General features: G+C 71.8%; 19 protein-coding genes and 1 pseudogene. 10 read left to right on the forward strand and 10 right to left on the reverse strand.

Translation table 11 applies throughout. The features are described from left to right. From D7V97_RS45385 to D7V97_RS21025, 3 genes are all read right to left on the reverse strand, one after another. Positions 1-1,165: serine/threonine-protein kinase (locus D7V97_RS45385; protein ID WP_147444906.1), on the reverse strand; the 1,165-nt coding region annotated here is incomplete at its 3' end. Positions 1,166-1,218: 53 nt separating this feature from the next. Beyond that, positions 1,219-2,295, reverse strand: coding sequence for a hypothetical protein (locus D7V97_RS21020; protein WP_120612439.1), 1,077 nt, complete (start codon positions 2,293-2,295; stop codon positions 1,219-1,221). Next, positions 2,267-2,968, reverse strand: a complete 702-nt coding sequence (locus D7V97_RS21025) for a hypothetical protein (RefSeq protein ID WP_120612440.1) — start codon at positions 2,966-2,968, stop codon at positions 2,267-2,269. The genes D7V97_RS21020 and D7V97_RS21025 overlap by 29 nt, the downstream gene beginning before the upstream one ends. Before the next feature lie 212 nt (positions 2,969-3,180). On the opposite strand from D7V97_RS21025, the gene D7V97_RS21030 reads away from it, so the two are divergent. The 3 genes from D7V97_RS21030 to D7V97_RS21040 are packed head-to-tail and all read left to right on the forward strand — an operon-like array spanning position 3,181 to position 4,746. Then, positions 3,181-3,897, forward strand: a complete 717-nt coding sequence (locus D7V97_RS21030; RefSeq protein WP_120612441.1) for a hypothetical protein — start codon at positions 3,181-3,183, stop codon at positions 3,895-3,897. 2 nt (positions 3,898-3,899) lie between these two features. Continuing rightward, the gene (locus D7V97_RS21035) at positions 3,900-4,271 is read left to right on the forward strand and encodes a hypothetical protein (protein ID WP_120612442.1); all 372 of its coding nucleotides are present in this window, start codon (positions 3,900-3,902) and stop codon (positions 4,269-4,271) included. A gap of 16 nt (positions 4,272-4,287) precedes the next feature. Beyond that, positions 4,288-4,746 (forward strand): GNAT family N-acetyltransferase, encoded by a 459-nt coding sequence (locus D7V97_RS21040; protein WP_233583026.1) that lies wholly within the window; start codon positions 4,288-4,290, stop codon positions 4,744-4,746. Between the two features lie 12 nt (positions 4,747-4,758). Here the strand turns inward: D7V97_RS21040 and D7V97_RS21045 are convergent, their stop codons facing one another. Together D7V97_RS21045 and D7V97_RS21050 are read right to left on the reverse strand one after the other, a co-directional pair. Beyond that, positions 4,759-5,160 carry a VOC family protein gene (locus D7V97_RS21045; protein WP_120612444.1) on the reverse strand — a complete coding sequence of 134 codons (402 nt, stop codon included), beginning with the start codon at positions 5,158-5,160 and terminating at the stop codon, positions 4,759-4,761. A gap of 86 nt (positions 5,161-5,246) precedes the next feature. Beyond that, positions 5,247-6,617 (reverse strand): FAD-binding oxidoreductase, encoded by a 1,371-nt coding sequence (locus tag D7V97_RS21050; protein WP_120612445.1) that lies wholly within the window; start codon positions 6,615-6,617, stop codon positions 5,247-5,249. 197 nt (positions 6,618-6,814) lie between these two features. Here D7V97_RS21050 and D7V97_RS21055 point away from each other — a divergent pair, with 197 nt between their 5' ends. Beyond that, the gene (locus tag D7V97_RS21055; protein WP_233583027.1) at positions 6,815-8,452 is read left to right on the forward strand and encodes an RluA family pseudouridine synthase; all 1,638 of its coding nucleotides are present in this window, start codon (positions 6,815-6,817) and stop codon (positions 8,450-8,452) included. Here the strand turns inward: D7V97_RS21055 and D7V97_RS21060 are convergent. Then, on the reverse strand, positions 8,430-9,026 hold the full coding sequence (locus tag D7V97_RS21060) for a hypothetical protein (protein ID WP_120612447.1): 597 nt from the start codon (positions 9,024-9,026) through the stop codon (positions 8,430-8,432). The genes D7V97_RS21055 and D7V97_RS21060 overlap by 23 nt on opposite strands. A gap of 255 nt (positions 9,027-9,281) precedes the next feature. Between D7V97_RS21060 and D7V97_RS21065 the strand changes: the two genes are divergently transcribed. From D7V97_RS21065 to D7V97_RS21080, 4 genes are all read left to right on the forward strand, one after another. Beyond that, a complete protein-coding gene (locus D7V97_RS21065; RefSeq protein ID WP_158623421.1) occupies positions 9,282-10,481 on the forward strand; it encodes a TolC family protein in 1,200 nt (399 codons plus the stop codon). Further along, positions 10,471-11,544 (forward strand): efflux RND transporter periplasmic adaptor subunit, encoded by a 1,074-nt coding sequence (locus tag D7V97_RS21070; RefSeq protein WP_120612449.1) that lies wholly within the window; start codon positions 10,471-10,473, stop codon positions 11,542-11,544. The genes D7V97_RS21065 and D7V97_RS21070 overlap by 11 nt, the downstream gene beginning before the upstream one ends. After that, positions 11,541-14,567 (forward strand): efflux RND transporter permease subunit, encoded by a 3,027-nt coding sequence (locus D7V97_RS21075; RefSeq protein WP_158623422.1) that lies wholly within the window; start codon positions 11,541-11,543, stop codon positions 14,565-14,567. The genes D7V97_RS21070 and D7V97_RS21075 overlap by 4 nt, the downstream gene beginning before the upstream one ends. Before the next feature lie 187 nt (positions 14,568-14,754). Further along, entirely contained in the window at positions 14,755-16,251 is a 1,497-nt protein-coding gene (locus D7V97_RS21080; protein ID WP_158623423.1) for a glycosyltransferase family 39 protein, read from the forward strand. Here D7V97_RS21080 and D7V97_RS21085 read toward each other — a convergent pair. The 3 genes from D7V97_RS21085 to D7V97_RS21095 are packed head-to-tail and all read right to left on the reverse strand — an operon-like array spanning position 16,211 to position 18,456. Next, a complete protein-coding gene (locus D7V97_RS21085; protein WP_120612452.1) occupies positions 16,211-17,296 on the reverse strand; it encodes a cell wall metabolism sensor histidine kinase WalK in 1,086 nt (361 codons plus the stop codon). The genes D7V97_RS21080 and D7V97_RS21085 overlap by 41 nt on opposite strands. Continuing rightward, positions 17,293-17,979 carry a response regulator transcription factor gene (locus tag D7V97_RS21090; RefSeq protein WP_120612453.1) on the reverse strand — a complete coding sequence of 229 codons (687 nt, stop codon included), beginning with the start codon at positions 17,977-17,979 and terminating at the stop codon, positions 17,293-17,295. The genes D7V97_RS21085 and D7V97_RS21090 overlap by 4 nt, the downstream gene beginning before the upstream one ends. Before the next feature lie 60 nt (positions 17,980-18,039). Next, the gene (locus D7V97_RS21095) at positions 18,040-18,456 is read right to left on the reverse strand and encodes an EamA family transporter (protein ID WP_120612454.1); all 417 of its coding nucleotides are present in this window, start codon (positions 18,454-18,456) and stop codon (positions 18,040-18,042) included. Positions 18,457-18,638: 182 nt separating this feature from the next. Between D7V97_RS21095 and D7V97_RS21100 the strand changes: the two genes are divergently transcribed. Then, the gene (locus D7V97_RS21100; RefSeq protein ID WP_120612455.1) at positions 18,639-19,256 is read left to right on the forward strand and encodes a DUF2716 domain-containing protein; all 618 of its coding nucleotides are present in this window, start codon (positions 18,639-18,641) and stop codon (positions 19,254-19,256) included. Positions 19,257-19,265: 9 nt separating this feature from the next. On the opposite strand, the gene D7V97_RS21105 is transcribed toward D7V97_RS21100, so the two are convergent. Next, positions 19,266-19,463 carry a hypothetical protein gene (locus D7V97_RS21105; protein WP_120612456.1) on the reverse strand — a complete coding sequence of 66 codons (198 nt, stop codon included), beginning with the start codon at positions 19,461-19,463 and terminating at the stop codon, positions 19,266-19,268. Positions 19,464-19,603: 140 nt separating this feature from the next. Here D7V97_RS21105 and D7V97_RS21110 point away from each other — a divergent pair. Next, a pseudogene (locus D7V97_RS21110) lies at positions 19,604-19,854 on the forward strand (hypothetical protein); the annotation flags it as partial.

Raw genomic sequence — 19,854 nt, forward strand, 5'->3', positions numbered from 1 at the left:
GGGTGATCACCGCCGCGCCACCCCACATCCGACGTGAGCGGCTCCGAGCGCTCGGAGGCGGAACGGAGCCAGACCGGACCGTGGCCTCGGACTCCTCCTTCTTGACCACGAGCTCCGTCGGCACCACCGGTAGGGCCTCCGGAGCGCGGGCTTCGGCCTCAAGGCCCACCGGTGTCACACGGGGCTGCGCCCGGGCGTTCCGGGTCGCGAGCACTTCCTCCCGGGGCCGTGACGGCGTGGGCGACGAGGGGCGCGGCGTCACGGTCGCATCACCGACCCCGGCCACCCCGGGGAACACCGCCGGGCCCGCCCCGGCCCCTTCGAGCGCGGCCAGGAACTCCGTGGCGGACTGGAAGCGGTCGCCCGGGGCCTTCTCCATCGCCTTGGCCAGCGTCGCTTCGAGCTCGGCGGAGAAGCCCGCGTCCGGGGCGACGTCGCGCAACCGGGGCGGCGTCACCTCGCGCTGCATGCGCAGCAGCTCCGCGTTGCTGGTGGCGTTGAAGGGCTTCTTCCCGGTGAGCAGTTCGTAGAGCAGCACGCCGGTGGCGTACAGGTCCGTGGGCGGGCCCACCGGCTCCCCGTGGATCTGCTCCGGGGCCATGTACGACGGCGTCCCCAGCATCATCCCGGAGGTGATGCCCGTCACCTCGTCGCGCAGCTTGGCGAGCCCGAAGTCGAGGATGCGCACCTGCTCCCCGAGCCCCACGGCGTGGGTGACGATGATGTTCTCGGGCTTGATGTCGCGGTGGATGATGCCCTGATCATGCGCGTGGGCCAGACCCGCGAGCACCTGCCGCAAGGCGCTCAGGGCCCGGGCGGGTGGCAGCGGGCCGTCGCGCAGCAGCCCCCGCAGCGTGTCCCCGGTGACGAAGTCCATCACCATGTACGGCGACTCCTGATCCACGCCGAAGTCGATGACCGACACGCAGCAGGGATGGGTGAGGCGGCTCATCGCGCGCGCCTCCACCTGGAACCGCTTCCGGAAGTCGTCGTCCCGCGCCGCCCAGGCGTGCAGGAACTTGATGGCGACGGACTTGCCCACCTCCAGCCGCTCGCCCCGGTAGACGACGCCCATGCCTCCCGCGGCGAGTCGCTCGATGATGCGGTAGCGCTCCTGCAACACCGAGCCGATGCGGGGATCGGTGACGGACGTGGGCTCGTTCATGGGGGGCGCACGATAACAAGCCCTCGTGCCCGGGCGGATGGAGGAGGCGGCCCTCAGACGTGCTTGCGCGTCACGGACCAGATGAAGCCGTCGTACCAGAAGTGCATCAAGGACACGACGAGGGTGCAGGCCCAGAGCCCCTCCAGGTCCGGGTCCAGCAGCTCCGCCCCCACCCCGTAGGCGAACACGGTGCCGAGGAAGAGGGCGAGCGCCGGGCCGCGCCGTCGCAACCGCTCCCGGAGGCGCACGCCCTCCGTGGCCCACACCAGCGCCAGGTACTGCACCGCGTGGAGGAGGTTCATGATGAAGAACGCCTCCCCCCACGTGTCGAAGCCCCAGCTGTAGAGGGAGCACGCACCCGTGGTGACCAGCAGGAACACCTTGTGGAACGAGGGCCGGTAGCCCTTCCGCGCCAGGCGCACCGACGCCACCGCGTAGACGACGAGGAACGCGCCGCCCACGGTCAGCACCCCCAGCGTCCAGGCGCGGTGGGTGGCCGTCATGCGCGCGGGCACGGAGGCGAGCCACGGCAGGCCCACCCCTTTGAACGGCTCGAAGCTGCTGAAGTGATCCAGCATCGTCGCGCCCGCGAGGATGGGGCCCGCGTACAGCAGCTGGTTCAGCCAGAAGTCGAGCCGCCGTCCCGCCTCGGGTGGGTTGCCCCGGTTGCGGTCGTAGATGCGCGCGAGCCCGAACGTCTGCGCCCCCGAATGCCACACGTCCCAGAACGTCGCGAGCACCGTGGCCGCCACCGCCACCACCGCGGAGCCGCGGATGGCCGCCCACGCCAGCACGGGCACCAGGACGAAGCGCAGCGGGTAGCGCCGGAAGACGGTGGGGTTGCCGTGGCTGCGGAAGAACACCGCGACCAGGTGCGCGTGGATGAGGCTGCCCACCATCAGCCCGGCCCAGGTCTTCTCCCGACCGAAGAAGCGCACGGAGGCGTCACTGAACGCCGTGCCCGAGATGGCGATGCCCAACCCGAGCGCCAGCAGCGGCGGCAGCAGGAAGAAGATCCAATCGTAGACAGGCCCCACGATGTACAGCGAGCGCGAGGGCGCCAGGTGCAACGCGCGCACGGGCTCCGTCTCCGTCCCTGTCTCAGCGGGGGCTGGCTGGGGAAGTCCCACGCGCCGCCTCCTCCTTCGCTGTGAGCACGACGCGCTCGCCCAGCTCCTCCACCAGCGCGGACAGGAAGAGGCTGGCTCCCACCAGCTCCAGCGCCTCCTCCAGATGATCGATGAGCGCGTACATGAGGTTGTCGTTGCCGTGCCGCTCCGTCCACCACCCCAACGGCAGCTCCATGATCAGCGCGCCGCCCACATACAGCACGCCCGCCACGATGAACTGCACCCGCCGCCGCGAAGGAAGCCGCGCGAGGAAGGGGAGGAACGCAATCCCACCGACCACCACGACGACCGCCGCCGGCACCACCCAGGTGAAGTACAGCACCCCGCTCAGCGAGAGCAGGCCGCCCAGGTGCTCGTGAAGGCCCACGCTTTCATCCAGCGAGATGTACGCGAACATGCCCGCCAGCGCCCACCAGTGGCGCCGCGTCGGATCGTGCGTCAGCCCCGCGGCCCGCGCGATGCCCCCGAGCACGGCCGCACACGCCAGCAGCAGCCCCGACGCGTACCAGGTGGGCAGGTTCCGCTCGTAGCTCAGGGAGAGGAACTCCACGAGCGGCTCCAGCTTCCGCGTGCCGAGCACGGAGGCCGCGACCTCCACTCCCACGCCCAGCGCGGTGAGCACGCCCGCCATCGCGAGCAGCCAGCGGCGCAACGTGTGGGAAGCGAGCAGCATCGGGACCGGAGGCCGGAGGTTACTCCGGAGGCCGCTTCCCGGTGCGGAGTGTCGCGGGACGGAAATGTTTCGGGCCTGCTGTCCCCGGATTGCTCCGGGAGCACCTCCACGGACACCGTGGGTGCGGACCGCGAAAAAAGGGTGTGATCGATCCGGGGCGGCCGGGGTCAGGTATCGGATATAGCGTCCCGTCCCCGAGGGAGAAGCCCACCATGTCACGCAGGAATCTGGCCGGTCTGTCCGCGCTGCTGCTGCTCGTCGCCGCCAGCGCGGCCGAAGCGAAGCAGTGGAAGTACGCCGGCATGCACCCGCGCACCGGTCAGCCCGGGGATGGCCTGTGCCACCTCGAGACGACGCACGTGCACTCCGTCGCGCCGCAGTACGCCGACACGCTCTACCGCACGCACGACAACACCTACGTCTTCATCGGTGACCCGACGCCCTTCGGCTACGACGGCCCCCGGCACGCCTACTACGGGCACCACCCGGTGGTGCTCAACGTCATCATCAACATCGACGTGGACGTGGACGAAGTGGAGTACTGCTACCACGATGGGCCGCACTACCACGCCTACGAGCCGCCGCCGCGCCAGGAGTTCGTGGACAAGGAGGAGGTCCACTACTACGCGGGCGAGTACCCTGACGCGTACCGGCGGGACAACCCGAAGCTGGTGCGGGTGAACACGGTCTATCGCGGCTGGAACGCGCCGCGCCCGGAGGTGACGTTCGCGCCGCCGCCGCAGTACCACGGCCCCATCATCCAGGTGAACGTGGGCGTGGACGTGGACGTGAGGGTCGGCAGCAGGCCGCCTCCGCCGTCCCGGGAGGTCATCATCATCCGGGAGGATGACGACCACGACCACGACCACCACCACGACAACGGCAAGCACAAGGGGCACAAGAACAAGAAGTTCAAGGGACGGGACTGAGCATGCTGCGCAGGGGATTGCCGCTGGTGGTGTTGCTGATGGTGGGCTGCTCCAGCAGCGCGGACGACGTGCTGGACGCGTGGAAGGCGGCGGGTGAGTCGCCCTCCGGGTTCACCGACGTCGGCGAGAAGCTGCCCGGGGGCAAGTGCAAGGCCGGCAAGGTGAGCGGCCTGGATGCCACGGTGTGCGTCTTCGAGGGCTCGGAGCAGGCCAAGAAGGCCGAAGAGGGCGGCTGGGCGCTCATCGGCACCGCCGTCGGCTCCGTGGTGGTGTCGAGCAAGTGGGTGCTCATCATCTCCGACCCTCGCAAGGAGGACCCGAGCGGGCGGCGCATGAACGTGCTGGTGAAGGCGTTCCAGAAGAAGACGGGCTGAGGCAGGCTTGCGGCCCATGGCCCCCGTCACCTTCCGCCTCGCCAACGCCGCTGACCTGCCGGTCATCCTCGCGCTGCTCGCCGACGACGCCATCGCGCGCTCCCGCACGGGCTACATCGAGGAGCCCGTGCCCGGTGTCCGCGCCGCGTTCGAAGAGATTTCCGCCGACCCGAACAATGAGCTCGTCGTGGGCGTGCGCGACGGAGAAGTCATCGCCACCCTCCAGCTCACGTACATCCCGGGCCTGAGCCGGGGCGGGATGCGGCGTGCGCTGGTGGAGGCCGTGCGTGTGCGCTCGGACCTGCGGGGCCAGCGCATCGGGGAGCTGCTGATGCAGGACGCGATGGACCGCGCCCGGGCTCGCGGCTGCGGGCTGATGCAGCTCACCACCGACAAGCGCCGCCTCGACGCCCACCGCTTCTATGCGCGGCTGGGCTTCGAGGCGAGCCACGAAGGCATGAAGCGCGCGCTCTGAGGCGCGCGACGCCTACTTGATGGCGGCGGGGTCCATCCAGAGGATCTCCCACTGGTGACCGTCCAGGTCCTGGAAGCTCCGCTGGTACATGAAGCCCTGATCCATCTTCTCCTTGTACTCCTTGCCGCCCGCCGCCACGGCCTTGTCCACCAGCGTGTCGACGGCGGCCCGGCTCTCCGCGGTGAGCGCGATGAGCACCTCGGTCACCTTCGTGGCGTCCGCGATCTCCTTCTTGGTGAAGGTCTTGAAGAAGTCCTTCACCAGGAGCATCGCGTAGATGTCCTCGGAGATGATCATGCAGGTGGCGTTGGCGTCCGTGAACTGGGCGTTGAACGTGTAGCCCAGCTTCGTGAAGAAGCCGACCGAGCGGTCGAGCGACTGGACGGGGAGGTTGACGAAGATCTTGGTGGCCATGGTGCGGTGTCCTTCAGAAAGAGGCAGGGGCGGAAATTCGCCTTCATCCCCACGACGAACGGGGTTCCGGGAGATCGACACGGCATTTAAAGCAGCTTGCCCGGATTGAGGATGCCCCCCGGGTCGAGCGCGGCCTTGACGGTGTGATGGAGGCGCAGGGTCTCCGGGCCGAGCTGGGTGCCCAGGAACGCGCGCTTGAGTGAACCCACACCGTGCTCGCCGGTGATGGTCCCTCCCAGGTCCAGCGCCGCGCGCAGGATGTCGTCGAACGCCTCCTTCGCCCGCGCCATCACCTCCGGGTCCTTGCGGTCGAAGACGACGGTGGGGTGCATGTTCCCGTCGCCCGCGTGCCCGAAGGTTCCGACCGTGACGCCTCGCTGATCCGCGATGCGCTCCACCGCCGCGAGCAGCTCCGGGATGCGGGAGATGGGCACGCCCACGTCATCCAGCAGCGTCGCGCCCTGCTGCTCCAGCGCGGGAAAGGCCAACCGCCGCGCCTGCATGAGCAGCTCGCCCTCGGCCTCGTCGGCGGTGTTCATCACGAAGGTCGCCCCGGCCCGCTCGCACGCCGCCGCCATCAGCCCGAGCTCCTCCTCGCCTTGCGCGCCTCCCGCGTCGGAGCGTGCCAGCAGGAGGGCCGCGGCCTGGACGTCCAGCCCCATGGGCTTCCAGGACTCGACGGCGCGCACGGTGGTGCGGTCCATCAGCTCCAGCAGGGACGGGCGCGTCGTCGCCATGATGTCGGAGACGGCGGTGCCCGCGCCCACGAGCGTGGGAAACGTGGCCAGGAGCGTCGTCGCCTTCGGAGGCCGGGGACGCAGCCGCAGGGTGGCCTCGGTGATGATGCCCAGCGTTCCCTCGGAGCCGACGAAGAGCCGCGTGAGGTCGTAGCCCGCCACGTTCTTCACGGTGCGTCCGCCGGTGCGCACGACGGAGCCATCCGCGAGCACCACCTCCAGGCCCAGCACCGCGTCCCCCGTCACGCCGTACTTCACGCAGCACAGGCCGCCCGCGTTGGTCGCCAGGTTGCCGCCGAGGGTGGAGAACTCCCAGCTCGCGGGATCCGGCGCGTACCAGAGCCCCTGCTCGGCGGCGGCGGCCTTCAGCGCGCCGTTGAGCGCGCCGGGTTGGACGACGGCCAGCATGCCGCGCCGGTCCACCTCCAGCACGCGGTTCATCCGCAGCAGGGAGACGAGGATGCAGCCCTCGCTGGCGTTCGCGCCCCCGGACAGGCCGGAGCCCGCGCCGCGCGCCACCACCGGGACCCGGAGCGCTGAGGCCACGCGGAGCACGGCCTGGACCTCCGCCGTGGACGCGGGCCGCACGAGCACCCGCGGCATGCCCGACGGCGCCCACTCCGCCTGGTCGTGCCGATGCGCGTCGAGCACGTCCGGGTCGGTGACGAGTGACTCCGCTGGCAACACCTCCGAAAGCGCCCGCACCACGTCGACCGTCACGATAGGCCTCCCAGCTCCCCGGGGAATGAACGTCAGGCAGGGCGGAGGCCATCCCAGGCTCCGCCCCTCATGCCTGGCTTGTGGGTTCTACCAGCCTGAGCGGCGCATGCCCTGGGGCCGTTCTGCCACGCGCCCGCCGGCCCGTGAAAACACTCGTCGCCTCGCGGGTCCGCATGGCACGGTTCAGGGACGTGAGTGTGGCGCATCCCCCCCTGGCCGTGACGTTCTTCGACGAAGCCCCGCGTCGTGAAGACGTGCCCGCACGCCTGGCGAGCCCGTTCCACCCGGGGCCGCCAGCCCCCCTGGCGCGGAAGGCAGCGGAGGCCCTCCAGCAGCGCTTGAAGCAGGGCCCGTGGGACGCGCTGTGGCAGCCCGGTGGCGGCAAGATGTTCGGCGTGCTGGTCGTCGCGGAAGCGGGAGGACGGCTCGGGTACCTGTGCGCGTTCTCCGGGATGCTGGATGGCGCCTGGAACGTGGAGGGCTTCGCGCCCCCGTTGTTCGACCCCGTCGCGCGTGCTGCGTTCCTGCCGTCGGGCGAGGCGGAGCTGGCCGCCTGGGGACAGCGACTCGCGGAGCAGGTGCGGGAAGCGGAACAGGTGCGGTCGCGGCTCGCGGCGCTGTCCGCGGAGCATGAGCGCGTCCTCGCCGGAATGGGGGCCCGGCATGCGGCGAACCGCGCGCTTCGCCACGAAGAGCGTGGGCCGCTCGAAGCCCGACTCGACGGTGCCCGGCTCCAGGCGCTGGAGCAGGAGAGCCGCGCCGACACCGCCGAGCGCAGGGCATTGGAAGCCGCCCATGAGGCCGCGTGTGAACCGCTGCGGGCCGCGCTGCGAGAAGTCGAAGCCCGCCGCGCCGAAGTCGAACACCTGCGCGCCGAACGCTCCCGCGCCCTGTGGTGGCAGGTGGCGCACAGCTATGTGATTCCCAACGCGCGGGGTGAACGTCTGCCATTGGCCGCGCTGTTCGCGCCGCGTCCGCCGCCGGGAGGGGCAGGGGACTGCGCGGCACCCAAGCTCTTGGCGCAGGCCTACCGCCATCACCTGCGACCCCTGGCGCTCGCGGAGTTCTGGTGGGGCATGCCGCCGCTCGACGGCCGCCGCCAGCCCGGGGGGTACTACCCGGCTTGTGAAAGCAAATGCGGCGCGGTGCTGCCGTACATGCTGCAAGGCCTGTCGGTGGACCCCGCGCCCCGGACGGCCTCCGTCATCGACGATCCCCGGCTCCTGCATGAGGACCCGTGGCTCCTCGTGGTCGACAAGCCCGTGGGGCTGCCGTCACTGCCCGGGCGCCACGCTCCCGGGCGCGACTCGGTGCTCGTCCGACTGCTGCCGCGCTTCCCGGCCCTGTCCGGCCCGCTCTTCATCCACGACCTGGAGCCCGAGGCCTCCGGGCTCCTGCTGATCGCGCGCGACCCCGCGACCCAGGCCGCGCTCCTGCGTCAGTTCGCGCGTCGCGAAGCCGAACACCGGCACGTCGCCTGGGTCGAGGGACACGTGGAGGCAGACGCGGGCGTCATCGAGCTGCCCCTGCGTGGGACCTCCAGCGCTCCGCTCGAGGACTGCGTCGACCGGGTTCACGGCAAACGGGCCGTGACGGCCTGGAAGGCGCTCCGTCACGACGAAGGCAGGACCCGGGTGGAGCTGGTGTCGGTGACCCGGCATCCGCACCAGCTGCGCATCCATGCCGCGCACCGTCTGGGATTGGGAGCCCCCATCGTTGGGGACACGCGCTTTGGCCGGGAGGACACGCGGCTCATGCTCCACGCGGAGGCGTTGACCTTCACGCATCCCCAGACGGGCGAACGTCGGGTCTTCACCGCTCCTGCGCCGTTCTGACGCCACGGAGGTCGGAGGGTTGATCAATCCCGGCCAGCCGTGCCTGTTCGCCTGTCCGTGACTCGAACCGGCGAACGAAGTCCGTCAGTCGTTCGCTGGTGAAGTGCGAGCGCGGGATGCCCGTACACCGGATGGCGTCCTCGATGGTTTCGGGCGTGCCCTCCACCTCGACCAGGATGTCCATGCGCGGAAACCGCTCGAAGCGCAGGGTCGCGCCTCCGAGGTCGTACCAGGCGATCTCCCGCGTGATGCGCTGGCGCTCGATGAAGCCCATCCTTCCGAGGAGCTCCCGCAGCGTCGCGCCATCCTCCACCCGGGTGGTCAACTCCTCGCGCGCCTTGTAGCCGAGCTCCAGGTGCGCGAGTCCCTTCCACGTCAGCTCCGTCCATGCTGAGCCGGAGCCCTGATAGGCGCGCACCCGCACCACGTCGCCCCGCGACTCGGGCTCCGCTTCGTGCGTGTAGTGCCGGTCCTCCATCACCCCCGCGAAGACGAGCGTGCCTCCCGCCTGTTCGACGCGCAGCCGCCGCAACCGCAGGTCGTCCACCACGCTCTTGAGTTCCAGTTCGCGCATCCCCCGACACGATGCCCGTGGCAGATGAGGAGCGCATGGGGCGCAGATGAAAGCTTTCTCAGATGTGACATCGCACGCAGGGTCTGGGGGAGGATGGCCTGCCCCCGCGTCGGAGGTCGGTGACTGGGGACCAACACCTCCTGGCACCGCGAGGCAGCGCGGTGCCCGGTGTCAGCGCGGGCGCGCGCGACCGGATGCCGGCATGCACGAAGCCGAGGTAGGACGGCGCTTCCGCCACGCATGCACGAGAGAGGGATGCCTCTTCATTCCATCACCCTGTTGCTGTGGCTGTGTGGCACCGCCCCGGCGGGGTCGCCCCTCACGCTGCGCTCGGCGCTCCTCGAAGCCCGTGCTCGCGCCCCCGCGCTCGCGCAGGCCCGGGGCCAGGAAGCCGTGGCGCGCGGCGAGGAGGAGGTCGCACGGACCTTCGCGCCCCTGACCCTGTTCGTGGGCGGCGGTGGCAACGACCCGCGCTGGACGGTGGGGCTGACCCAGCGGCTGCCCGTGCCGGGTGCCCGCGCGGCCCGCGTCCACGCCGCGGAGCTGACGACGCGGGGCGCCCAGGAGGAACGCCGCGCGAGCGAGGCCACCCTCCGGTCCGATGCACGGCGGGCCTACTTCTCCCTCGTCCGCGCCCGACAGCTCGCGGAGTCCTCCACGCGGGCCCTGGCGCTGGCGCGTGAGTCGGAAGCCGCCGCGACGCTGCTCCACGAGACGGGCGCGGCGCCCGAACTGGACCTCCTCCAGGCCCGCATCGCCCGGGCCTCCGCGGACGTCCAGCTGCTGACGCGCCAGGGGGATGTGAGCGCGGCCACGGCGGCACTGGCCCTGCTGTTGGGACGTGCCCCCACGGAGGCGTTGTCGCCGGTGGACGCGGCCCCGCCCGCGCTGCCGTCGCTGGACACCGTGCTGGCGCGCGCCGCCCTGTCTCCCGTCGCGGCGGCACGGCAGGCGGACGTGGCGGCGGCCGAGGCGACGCTGCGCGCGGCACGGCGGGAGCGCTGGCCCGTGCCCACGGTGGGTGTCTCCGTGGAAGCCGAAGGCCCGGGCGGACGCAGCACCTACCTTCGGGGGGCGCTCGACCTGGAGCTGTCCCTGCCCGGGTTGGGCAGGGGCGAAACGGTGCGCGCGGCGGCCTCGTTGGAGCTGGCCCACGCACGCGAGAACGAGGACCGTCTCTCCCGACAGACGGAGCTTGTCGCCGCCCACGCGCGGCTGGCCTCGGCACTGGCGGGGCTGGAGCGCTACGCGGTGGAGATCCTGCCCGACGTGGAGAAGACGGAGCGGATGGCCCTGGAGTCCTATCGTGCCGGTCGCAGTCCCCGGGTGGCGCTCAACGCCGCGCTCCAGGTGGCGACGGACACGCGCACCCAGGCCATCGACGCGGCCTTCGCCGTCCAGACCGCCTTCGCCGAACTCGAACTCGCCGCCGGGGTCCCTCTCGATGAGCCCTAGACTCGCGTGGCTGGCGTGCGTCCTCGCCGTCTTCCCGGGCTGCAAGGAGACGCCGCCCGAAGCGCTGGCCACCCTCTTGCCGCGCGTTCGCGTGGCGGCGGTCGCCAGGGGGCAGGCCCTGCGCGGCCTTCGGGTCACCGGGCTGCTGGCGGCACCGCCGGGCCGCGAGGTCCGGCTCTCGCCCCTGACGCCCGGCCGGCTGTCGTCGCTGCGCGTGGCGGAAGGGGACCGGGTGCGCGCGGGCGAGGTGCTGGCGCAGGTGGACACCGGCCCCGCCACCGCGGAGCTCCAGCAGGCGGAGGCCACGCTGCGAGAGTCCCTGGCGGCGCTTGGCGCCGCGCGGGAGAAACGGGCCCGCACGGACGTCCTGGTCGCGCACGGCGTCGCGGCCCGTCAGGACGCGGAACAGGACCGCAGCGCGGAGGCTGCCGCGCAAGCCACCGAAGCGCGGGCCCGGAGCGCCCTGGAGCTGGCCCGGCGCGGCGTGGGCCGTGCTTCGCTCCAGGCCCCCTTCGACGGGGTCGTCACGGCGGTATGGATCCGCCAGGGCGAGAGGGTGGAGGGCTCCGCGCCCGGCGTGCTTCAAGTCTCCGCGACGGATCCCCTGGAGCTGCGCGCGTTCGTCACCTCGAAGGAGGCGGCCCCCCTCCAGCCCGGCCAGCGCGCGGACCTCACCGTGGACGGCCTGGAAGGCACGCGCGAGGGGAAGGTCGTCGCGGTGTCCCCCTCCGTCGATCCGCAGAACGGGGGCGTGCTGGTCCGTCTGCGCTTCCCCAACCCGGCGGGAGACCTGCGCCTGGGCAGCAGCGCGAGCGCGCGTATCTCCCTGGAGGTCCTGGAGGACGCGCTGACCGTGCCGTCCTCCGCGCTCCTGCCGCTGGAGGACGGAGGCGTGGGGGTCGCGCGGGTCGAGGACGGGCGGGTGCACACCGTGCCCGTGCGGGTGTGGTCCGAGGACGAGGGACGGGCCGTCATCCAGGGACCGCTCGCAGCGGGAGCCGTCATCGTCGTGGAGGGCGGTTACTCGCTGCCGGACGACGCCGGGGTGGAGGTCGTGAAGTGACGTGGCTGGCGCTGCTGCGGCGCAACGCGCCCGGGGTGTTGACGCTGATCGCGGCGCTGACGTTGGCCGGGGTGCTCGGCGCGACGCGGCTGCCCGGCGGGCTGTACCCGGAGGTGTCGTTCCCGCGCATCGTCGTCGCCGCCACGCTCAACGGCGCCAGCGCGCAGACGATGCAGCTCTCGGTGACACGCCCCGTGGAGGAGGGGCTGTCCACCGTCATCGGGGTGCGTCAGGTGCGCTCCCGGACCATCCGCGCCGCCTCGGAAGTCTCGCTGTGGTTCGACACGCAGGCGGACATGGACCGGGCCCTGGGGCTCGTCAACGCGCGGCTCGCGGAGGTGCGCGGCGCACTGCCGCCAGACGTGACCCTGACCGCCGAGCGGCTGACGCCGTCGTCCTTCCCCATCCAGACCCTCGCCGTCACGGGGACGGCGGACCCGGCGCGGCTGCGGGACTTCGCGCTCCAGACGCTGCGCCCCCGGCTCGCGGGCCTCGCGGGGGTGGGGCGCGTGGACGTGCTCGGGGGCGATGTGCGCGAGCTGATCATCGCCGTCGACGCGCAGCGGTTGGAGCAGGCGAAGCTGGACCTGCCCACGCTCGCCACGGCGGTGGGGGACGCGCTGCGGCTCGAACCGGCGGGGCGCGTGGATGTGCACTACCAGCAGGAGCTGGTGGTGGTGCAGGGGCCGGTGGAGTTCCCGGAGCGGTTGTCCGCGCTCGTGGTGGGTGGAACGCCTGATGCGCCCGTGCGCCTGGGGGACGTCGCGCGCATCGAGGAAGGGCATGCGGACCGGCTCTCCCTCACCTACGCCAACGGCCGGCCCGCGGCGCTCGTCAACGTCGGCCGCAGGCCGCAGGCGGACGCGGTCACCCTGGCACGGGACATTCGCGCGGAGCTGGAGCAGGTGCGGGCCGGACTTCCCCCGGGCATCGCCGTCGAGGTCTCCTATGATCAGGCCGGTCTCATCGCCCGGTCGGTGGCGCACGTGCGCAACGAGGTCATCCTCGGCGCCCTGCTCACGCTCGCCGTGGTGGGCCTCTTCCTGCGCTCCTGGCGGGCCATGGTGGCCGCGGCGGTGGTGCTCCCGACCGCGCTGGCGATGACGTTCGGTGCGCTCTGGCTCACCGGCGGGACGCTCAACCTCATGTCGCTGGGCGGACTGGCGGTCGCCATCGGGCTGGTGGTGGACGACGCGGTCGTGGTGGTGGAGGCGGTGTACCGCCGGGTGTCGGAGGGCATGGAGCGGTGGGCGGCGACAGCGGCGGCGCTCGGGGAGATCGCCTGGCCCGTCACCAACTCCACGCTCACCACGGTCGTCGTCTTCGCGCCGCTGTCGCTGCTGCCGGGCGTGTCCGGTCAGTTCTTCTCCGCGCTCGCGTTCACGCTCTGCGCCGCCGTGCTGGCGTCGCTGGTGCTGGCACTCACGCTGACCCCGCTGCTGTGCGGGTGGTTGCTCACGCGGCCGGGCCACCCGGCTGCTTCGGTGCCCGCCCTCCCGCGGCGCTGGCGCCCGGCGTGGAGCCGGCGGCCGGGCGTACGTGTCGCAGGCGTGGTCCTCGTCACCGGGGCGCTGGCGGCCCTGGCGACGGGCGTGGGCACCGGCTTCCTTCCGGAGCTGGATGAGGGCGCGTTCGTCGTGGACTACTTCGCGCCCACGGGCACGTCGGTCGCGGAGGCGGATCGGCTGGGGCGGGCGCTGGAGGCGGTGCTCACGCAGGTGCCGGAGGTGGTGGGCACCAGCCGGCGCCTGGGCGCGGAGCTGGGGCCTCCCGCGGCGACGGAGTCCTCACGGGGGGACGTGACGGTGTCGCTCGCGCCCACCCGGACGCGCTCCGGCCCGGAGGTCATCGACGAAGCCCGGGCCCGCGCCGAATCCTCCCTTCCCGGCATCCGACTGGAGTTCATCGAATTGCTCCAGGACGTGCTCTCCGACCTGGAAGGCGCACCGGACCCGGTGGAGGTGAAGCTCCTGGGCCAGGACATCCAGACGCTGAGGGCCTTCGCGCCCCAGGTGGCCGAGCGGCTGAAAGACGTCCCGGGTCTCGCCGATCTGTTCGACGGCGTCACCGGCTGCACGCCGGAGGCCCACCTGGACGTGGACCTGGCGCAGGCGGGCCGGCTGGGCCTCACGCCCCGGGGCGTGGCGACGCAGGTCCGCACCGCGCTGCTGGGCGAGGTGGTCGGAGCCATTCCCCAGGGCGGACGACCGGCGGACGTGCGCGTGCGGCTGCGGGACGCGGATCGCCTGGACGCGCGGGTGCTCGAACACCTGCGGCTGCGGACCGCTTCGGGGGCACCCGTCCCGTTGACGCAGGTGGCGCGCCTGCGTCGCGAGTGCCAGCCCGCGGAGCTGCTCTCCGACAACCTGCGCCCGCTGGTCGCGGTGACGGGGCGGCTGGAGGCGCGAGACCTGGGCGGGGTGACCGCGGACGTGGAGGCCCGGCTCGCGCACCTGCGACCTCCGGAAGGGGTGGAGGTGCGGCTGGGAGGCCAGCGCGAAAGCCAGCGCGAATCCTTCCAGGCCCTGGTGCTCGTGCTGCTGCTGGCCACCCTGGGCGTCTTCCTGGTGCTGACGTTCCACTTCCGAGGGCTCGTGCTTCCGCTGCTCATCCTGGGCGCGGTCCCCATGGCCCTCGCGGCGGGCACCGCGTGTCTGCGCCTCACCGGCACACCGCTCAACGTCTCCTCGCTGATGGGCTGCATCCTGCTCGTGGGGCTCGTCGTGAAGAACGGCATCCTGCTGCTCGACCGCGCGGAGGCGGGCCGCGCCGAAGGGCTCACCCCGTCCGAGGCCGTCGTGCGAGCGACCGCCGTGCGCCTGCGTCCCATCCTCATGACGACGCTGGCGACCCTGCTGGGGCTCGTCCCGCTCGCGCTCGGGCTGGGGGAGGGGGGAGAGCTGCAACGCCCCCTGGCCATCACCGTGCTGGGCGGCCTGGCCCTCTCCACCCTGATGGTCCTGGTGGGACTGCCCGCCGCGTATGTGCTGGTCAGACGGGCGTCCGGCCCTGTCGCCAGATGAAGGCGCGATGAGAACTGTCTCAGAGAGAGCCTCCCTCACGGACGCGACCCTCCCGCATCAGGCATCACTTCCGGACGTCCCCACGCGCCGCGGAGCAGGGCAGTCCGCGCGCTGGAGGGGCGCGAGGTGTCGGATGCCGAGCACGTCCGTGGACGCCGTCCGTAGATCCTGGGGACCGTGGGTCCTGATGACGACGCTGGGGCTCACGCTCCTGCGGATCCTCTACGCCGGGCACGTGGAGCTGGCGCCCCAGGAGGCGTATTACTGGCAATACGCGCGGCACCTCGACCTGTCCTATCTGGACCATCCGCCGCTGTGCGCCTGGTGGATCGCCCTGTCCGTCCGGCTGCTGGGAGACAGTGAAACCGCCCTGCGCCTGCCCGCCATCCTGTCCTCGGCGGCGCTCACCGGCGTCCTCTACTCCCTGGGCGCGAGGCTGTACTCCCCGGCGGTGGGCGCGTTGACGGCGCTCGCCGCGAACGCCACGGTCCTCTTCGGATTGGGCGCGGTGGTGATCACCCCGGACGTCCCGCTCGCGCTGTGCTGGGCCGCCGCGCTGCGCGTGCTCTGCGAACTGGTGCTGCCCGACGGCAGGGGCCCCGGTCGCTTCGGCTGGCGCTGGTTCCTGCTGGGCCTGCTCTGCGGACTGGCCCTCCTGTCCAAGTACACGGCCGCCCTCCTGCCGCTCCAGGTGCTGGCGACGGCGCTGGTGACAGCGCGCGGCCGTGAAGCCCTGCGGACGCCGTATCCGTATGCCGCCTGCGCGCTGGCGCTCGCGGTGTTCTCGCCGGTGCTCCTCTGGAACGCATCCCACGGCTGGGCCTCGTTCGCCTTCCAGACCACCGCCCGCGCGCGCACGGTGGACGGCTTCCACGGCTATCTCGTCGGCCGCTACGTGGGCCTGCAGGCGGTGGCCGTGGGGCCCTTGCTCTACGTGGCGCTGTGGGTGACGGCGGGCGTGCTCGTGAGGCAGGCCTGGAAGGGGGACGCACGGGCGCGGTTGTTGTGCCTTGCAAGCGTGCCGGGACTCCTCGTGTTCACGCTGGTGAGCCCCTGGCACTGGGTGAAGATGAACTGGGTGGCCCCCGCGTACCTGGGCCTGCTGGTGGCGGCCGCGGCGGGCGCGTGCGCGCTGGGGCGGTCCCGTGCCGTGCGTGGCTATGCGGCGCTGAGCATCGGCGTGGGCGCCGTGCTGATGACGGGCATGTACCTGATGCCCCTGTGCCCGTGGATTCCCTTCCGCGAGCGCGACAACCTGGTGAGCGGCTGGCGCGAGCTGGCGGAAGCAGTGCAGCACCACCGCGAGGCCACCGGGACGCCCGCGCCCATGGTCGTGGGGTGGGGTTACAAGACCGCGAGCGAGCTGGCCTTCTACCTGCCGGACCATCCTGAGACGCAGTCCGACTCCGCCCTGGGCGGGGCGGGGCTGGCGTATGGCTTCTGGATGGACCGGACCCGGCCCGGCGTGGACGCCCTCGTCGTGGCGGATGCGCGCCAGCCCCTGCGCGACGCCGCCTCACGCCTGCGTGAGCACTGCGAGTCGGTGCGGGAGCTGCCGCCCGTGACGGTGCATCGGGGCCTGCACCCGGTGACGACCTTCCAGCTCTGGTCGTGCCAGCACTGGCACGCACTCCGGCAGGTGGCTATCCGGACGCCGCCGACAGCGTCGGGAGTCGGAAGGTGAAGCAGCTCTCGTCGTCGCCGCGCGCATAGTCGAGCGTCCCGCCATGTGCCTCGATGAGCGCGCGCGACAACGCAAGCCCCAGGCCCGTGCCTTCCCCCTGGCGCGAAGGGTCCGCCCGGGCGAAGCGCTGGAAGAGCCGGGGCAGGAAGGCCGGATCCACTCCCGCGCCGTCGTCGCGCACGGTGACGCGGGCTTCGGACGCCGTCGCCCGCACGTCCACGCGCAGGTGGTGCCGGGCATGGCGGCGCGCGTTGGACAGGAGGTTGTCCAGCACGTCGCCCAGCAACACCGGGTTGCCCCGGACCAGGGTGGAGCCGCCCGACAGCTCCACCGAGAGGCTCCGGGGCGGGTTCGCCAGCGGCTGCTCCATGCGCCGCAGCGCCATCTGCGCCAGCAGGTACAGGTCCACCGGTTCCCCTTCCACGGCGAGCGCGCCCGCGTCCGCGCGCGCCAGTTGCAGCAGCTCGTCCACGAGGCGTGAAAGCCGGCGGCTCTCGTCGTGCACGATCTCCAGCGAGCGGCGGTACTCCTCCGGTGTCCGCTCCCGCCGGAGGCTGACCTCCGACTCGCCCAGGATGACGGTGAGCGGCGTGCGCAGCTCATGCGCCGCGTCCGACGTGAAGGACCGCATGCGGGTGAACGCGCCCCGGGTGTCTTCCAGCAGGGCATTGAGCGTGGTCGCCAGCTCGTCCCACTCGTCGCCGGTGTCGCGCACGGGCAGCCGCAGGTCCAGCGCGGACGCCCGCGCGGCCCGGGCACGCGAGCTGGCCTCGCGCAGGGGGGTGAGCGCCTGCCGGGCCAGCGCCCGCCCCAGGGCCACGGCGCCCAGCACCGCCACCGGGGTCGCCAGCGCCATCGCGGCCAGGGCCTGCGCCGCTTCGCCAAAGAGGCTCTCCTCGGGAGCCTGCCGGGGCATGCCCCGATGCGCCTGGCGCTCCCTCCACTCGTTCGCCACCAGCACACCGGTGATCAGCGCGCCGTACAGCAGGCTGGAGCCCAGCACGGCCGCCGCGATGGAGAGCGTCAGCCGCGCTCGCAGCGTCATCGCGCCTCCCTGGCGCGGTGCTGCAGCGTGTAGCCCACGCCCCGCACGGTGTGGATGAGCCGGGTGCCGAAGGGCGTGTCCACCTTCGCCCGGAGGTAGCGGATGTAGACCTCCACGACGTTGGAGAACGTCTCGAAGTCGTGCTCCCAGACGGCCTGCACGATGCGGGTGCGCGAGACGACCTCGCCCGCGTGCTCCAACAGGAACTGGAGGAGCGCGTATTCGCGGGCCGTCAGCGAAATCTCCACCCCGGCGCGGAACACCTGCCGCGTCACCGGATCCAGCGTCAGGTCCGCATGGCTGAGCAGGGGGTGCGCGCGGCTGGAGACGCGGCGAAGGACGGCACGCACCCGCGCGAGCAGCTCCTCGAAGGCGAACGGCTTGACCAGGTAGTCGTCCGCGCCCGCGTTGAGCGCGGCGATCCGGTCCGCCACGGCATCCCTGGCGGTGAGCATGATGACGGGCGTCACGTCGCGGCGGGCGCGCAGGCCCTGCAGCAACTCCAGGCCGGACAGGCCCGGCAGCATCCAGTCCAACAAGACGAGTCCGACGCGCTCGTGGCGCAGCAGCTCCTGCGCCTCCAGCCCGTCCGCGCTCTCCCGGACCCGGAAGCCTTCTTCAGTGAGGCCGCGGGTGACGAACGCCCGGACCCGCAGCTCATCTTCGACGATGAGGATGGTCACGTCTGCCCTTGTACCACCGCCGCGCTCCACCCACGCCTGTCTGCAAGATGAGAGAATGTCTCATTTAAGGGTCAGCAGCGTCCCCGCGACGATGAGGGCCACGCCCAATCCCAGTCGCCACGACATCGGCTCCTTGAGGATGAGCACCGCGAATGTCACGGTGAGCGCCAGGCTCAGCTTGTCGATGGGCGCCACGCGCGAGGCCGGGCCCAGCTGCAGCGCCCGGAAGTAGGCGAGCCACGACAGGCCCGTCGCCACCCCGGACAGCGCCAGGAACAGCAGCGTCTTGCGGCTGAGCGAGGGCAGCGCATGCTGTTCCCCCCGCGCCAACGCGATGCTCCAGGCGAAGACAAGCACCACCACGGTGCGCAGCGCGGTGGCGAGCGTGGACGGAACGCCTTCCACCCCCACCTTCGCCAGCACCGCGGTCAGCGCCGCGAACACCGCGGACAACAACGCATACATCCACCACGTCATCGAACGACTCCGGCTGTGGGCCTGCCCTCCCTGTCTGCCTCGCCAGGCAATCGCGTGCAATGTCTCGTCATGGGCACGCTGGGCGTCGGGTGCCTCTCACGGACCCCTCCCGAACGTGCCGCATGCTTGCGTGAGGCCTGGAACGCGAGCAATACCTGGACTTCGTGAAGACGGGGGATGCCATGCTCGACCTGAAGCGTGAAACCGAACCCTGGCTGCCGCTCGCGGGTGACGCCGAACGCCACGCATTGGAGCACCCGTGGCCCTCGCCCGCGCGGGGCGGTGTGCGCTTCGTCGTCGAAGGGGCCTTCTTCCGCCTGGAGCACAACGCCCGGCTGGAGCTCTACCGCGACCTGTCGGAGCGGATGCTCGCCGTCTTCCGAGAGCTCACGCCGTGGGGCGGCTGGCTCTACGCGTTGGATCCACACCACGCCTGCTACCGCTTCCACCCGCACGTCCCCTTTGAGCGGGGCGCGTCGCTGGAGGAGATGACCGGCCTCTACACGCGCGAGCACATGGATCAGGTGGAGCACGGCATCCACACCCCGTCCTTCGCCTCGCGCTGGGCCATGGACGTGCACCCGGCGGGGGACCCGGAGCACGCCTTCGCGCCGCCGGACTTCCACTTCGTCTTCGCGGCGCGCTACCGCGTGGGCAACTTCGACGGCCTGGAGGCACCGGGCCGGGGGCCCATCGAGTCGGAGACCTATGAGCTGCTGGGACCGCGCCTCATCGCCGCCGTGGACCGCGACCCGCCCGCGCTCTTCCGGCGGGCCCGCAGGTTGGGCTCCAACGACTGACGCGGGACTTCAGGCGGGGCGCGGCGTGACGGCGCGCGCGGGGGGCGCACCCTCGTAGTAGAGGCTGGCGTGCCCCTCGCCGTAGACGACCAGCACCCGGTCATTCTCCTCCAGCAGACCGGACGTCTTCTGGGTGACCTTGCGAACCAGGGTGTCGAGCTGCGCCGGACCTGATTTGCTGCTGGCCCGGACCGTGACGACTGGCATGCGGTGTCCCACTCCCAATGGCCTCTTCCGAGACGAACGCCGGCGGGGGCCGACGCCTCGACCGTCCGGAGGGCGCTGCGTGTCATAGCCAACGGAACACTTCGTTGACAAGTGCGCGCTGCCATGGCGGAAGAGCGCCCATGCTCCGCCACGCCCGCGCCCTGCTGGTGATTTCGCTTGCCCTGGCCTCCACCGCGCACGCGCAGTCACGCAAGCCCGACGACCTGTACCACGTGTCCCCTACGCCCGCGTGGCTCCCACGGGGCGTCTTCCTGGGCACGCAGTTCCACAACGACGCCATCATCCCCAACCTGCGCGTGCAGTGGGAGCTCACCTTCTTCCAGGAGCGCAAGGACGCCTGGGTGTTCATCCTGGAGGGTGGGGTGGGGTG

The organism is Corallococcus sp. CA053C (genome assembly GCF_003611675.1).
GTDB lineage: Bacteria > Myxococcota > Myxococcia > Myxococcales > Myxococcaceae > Corallococcus.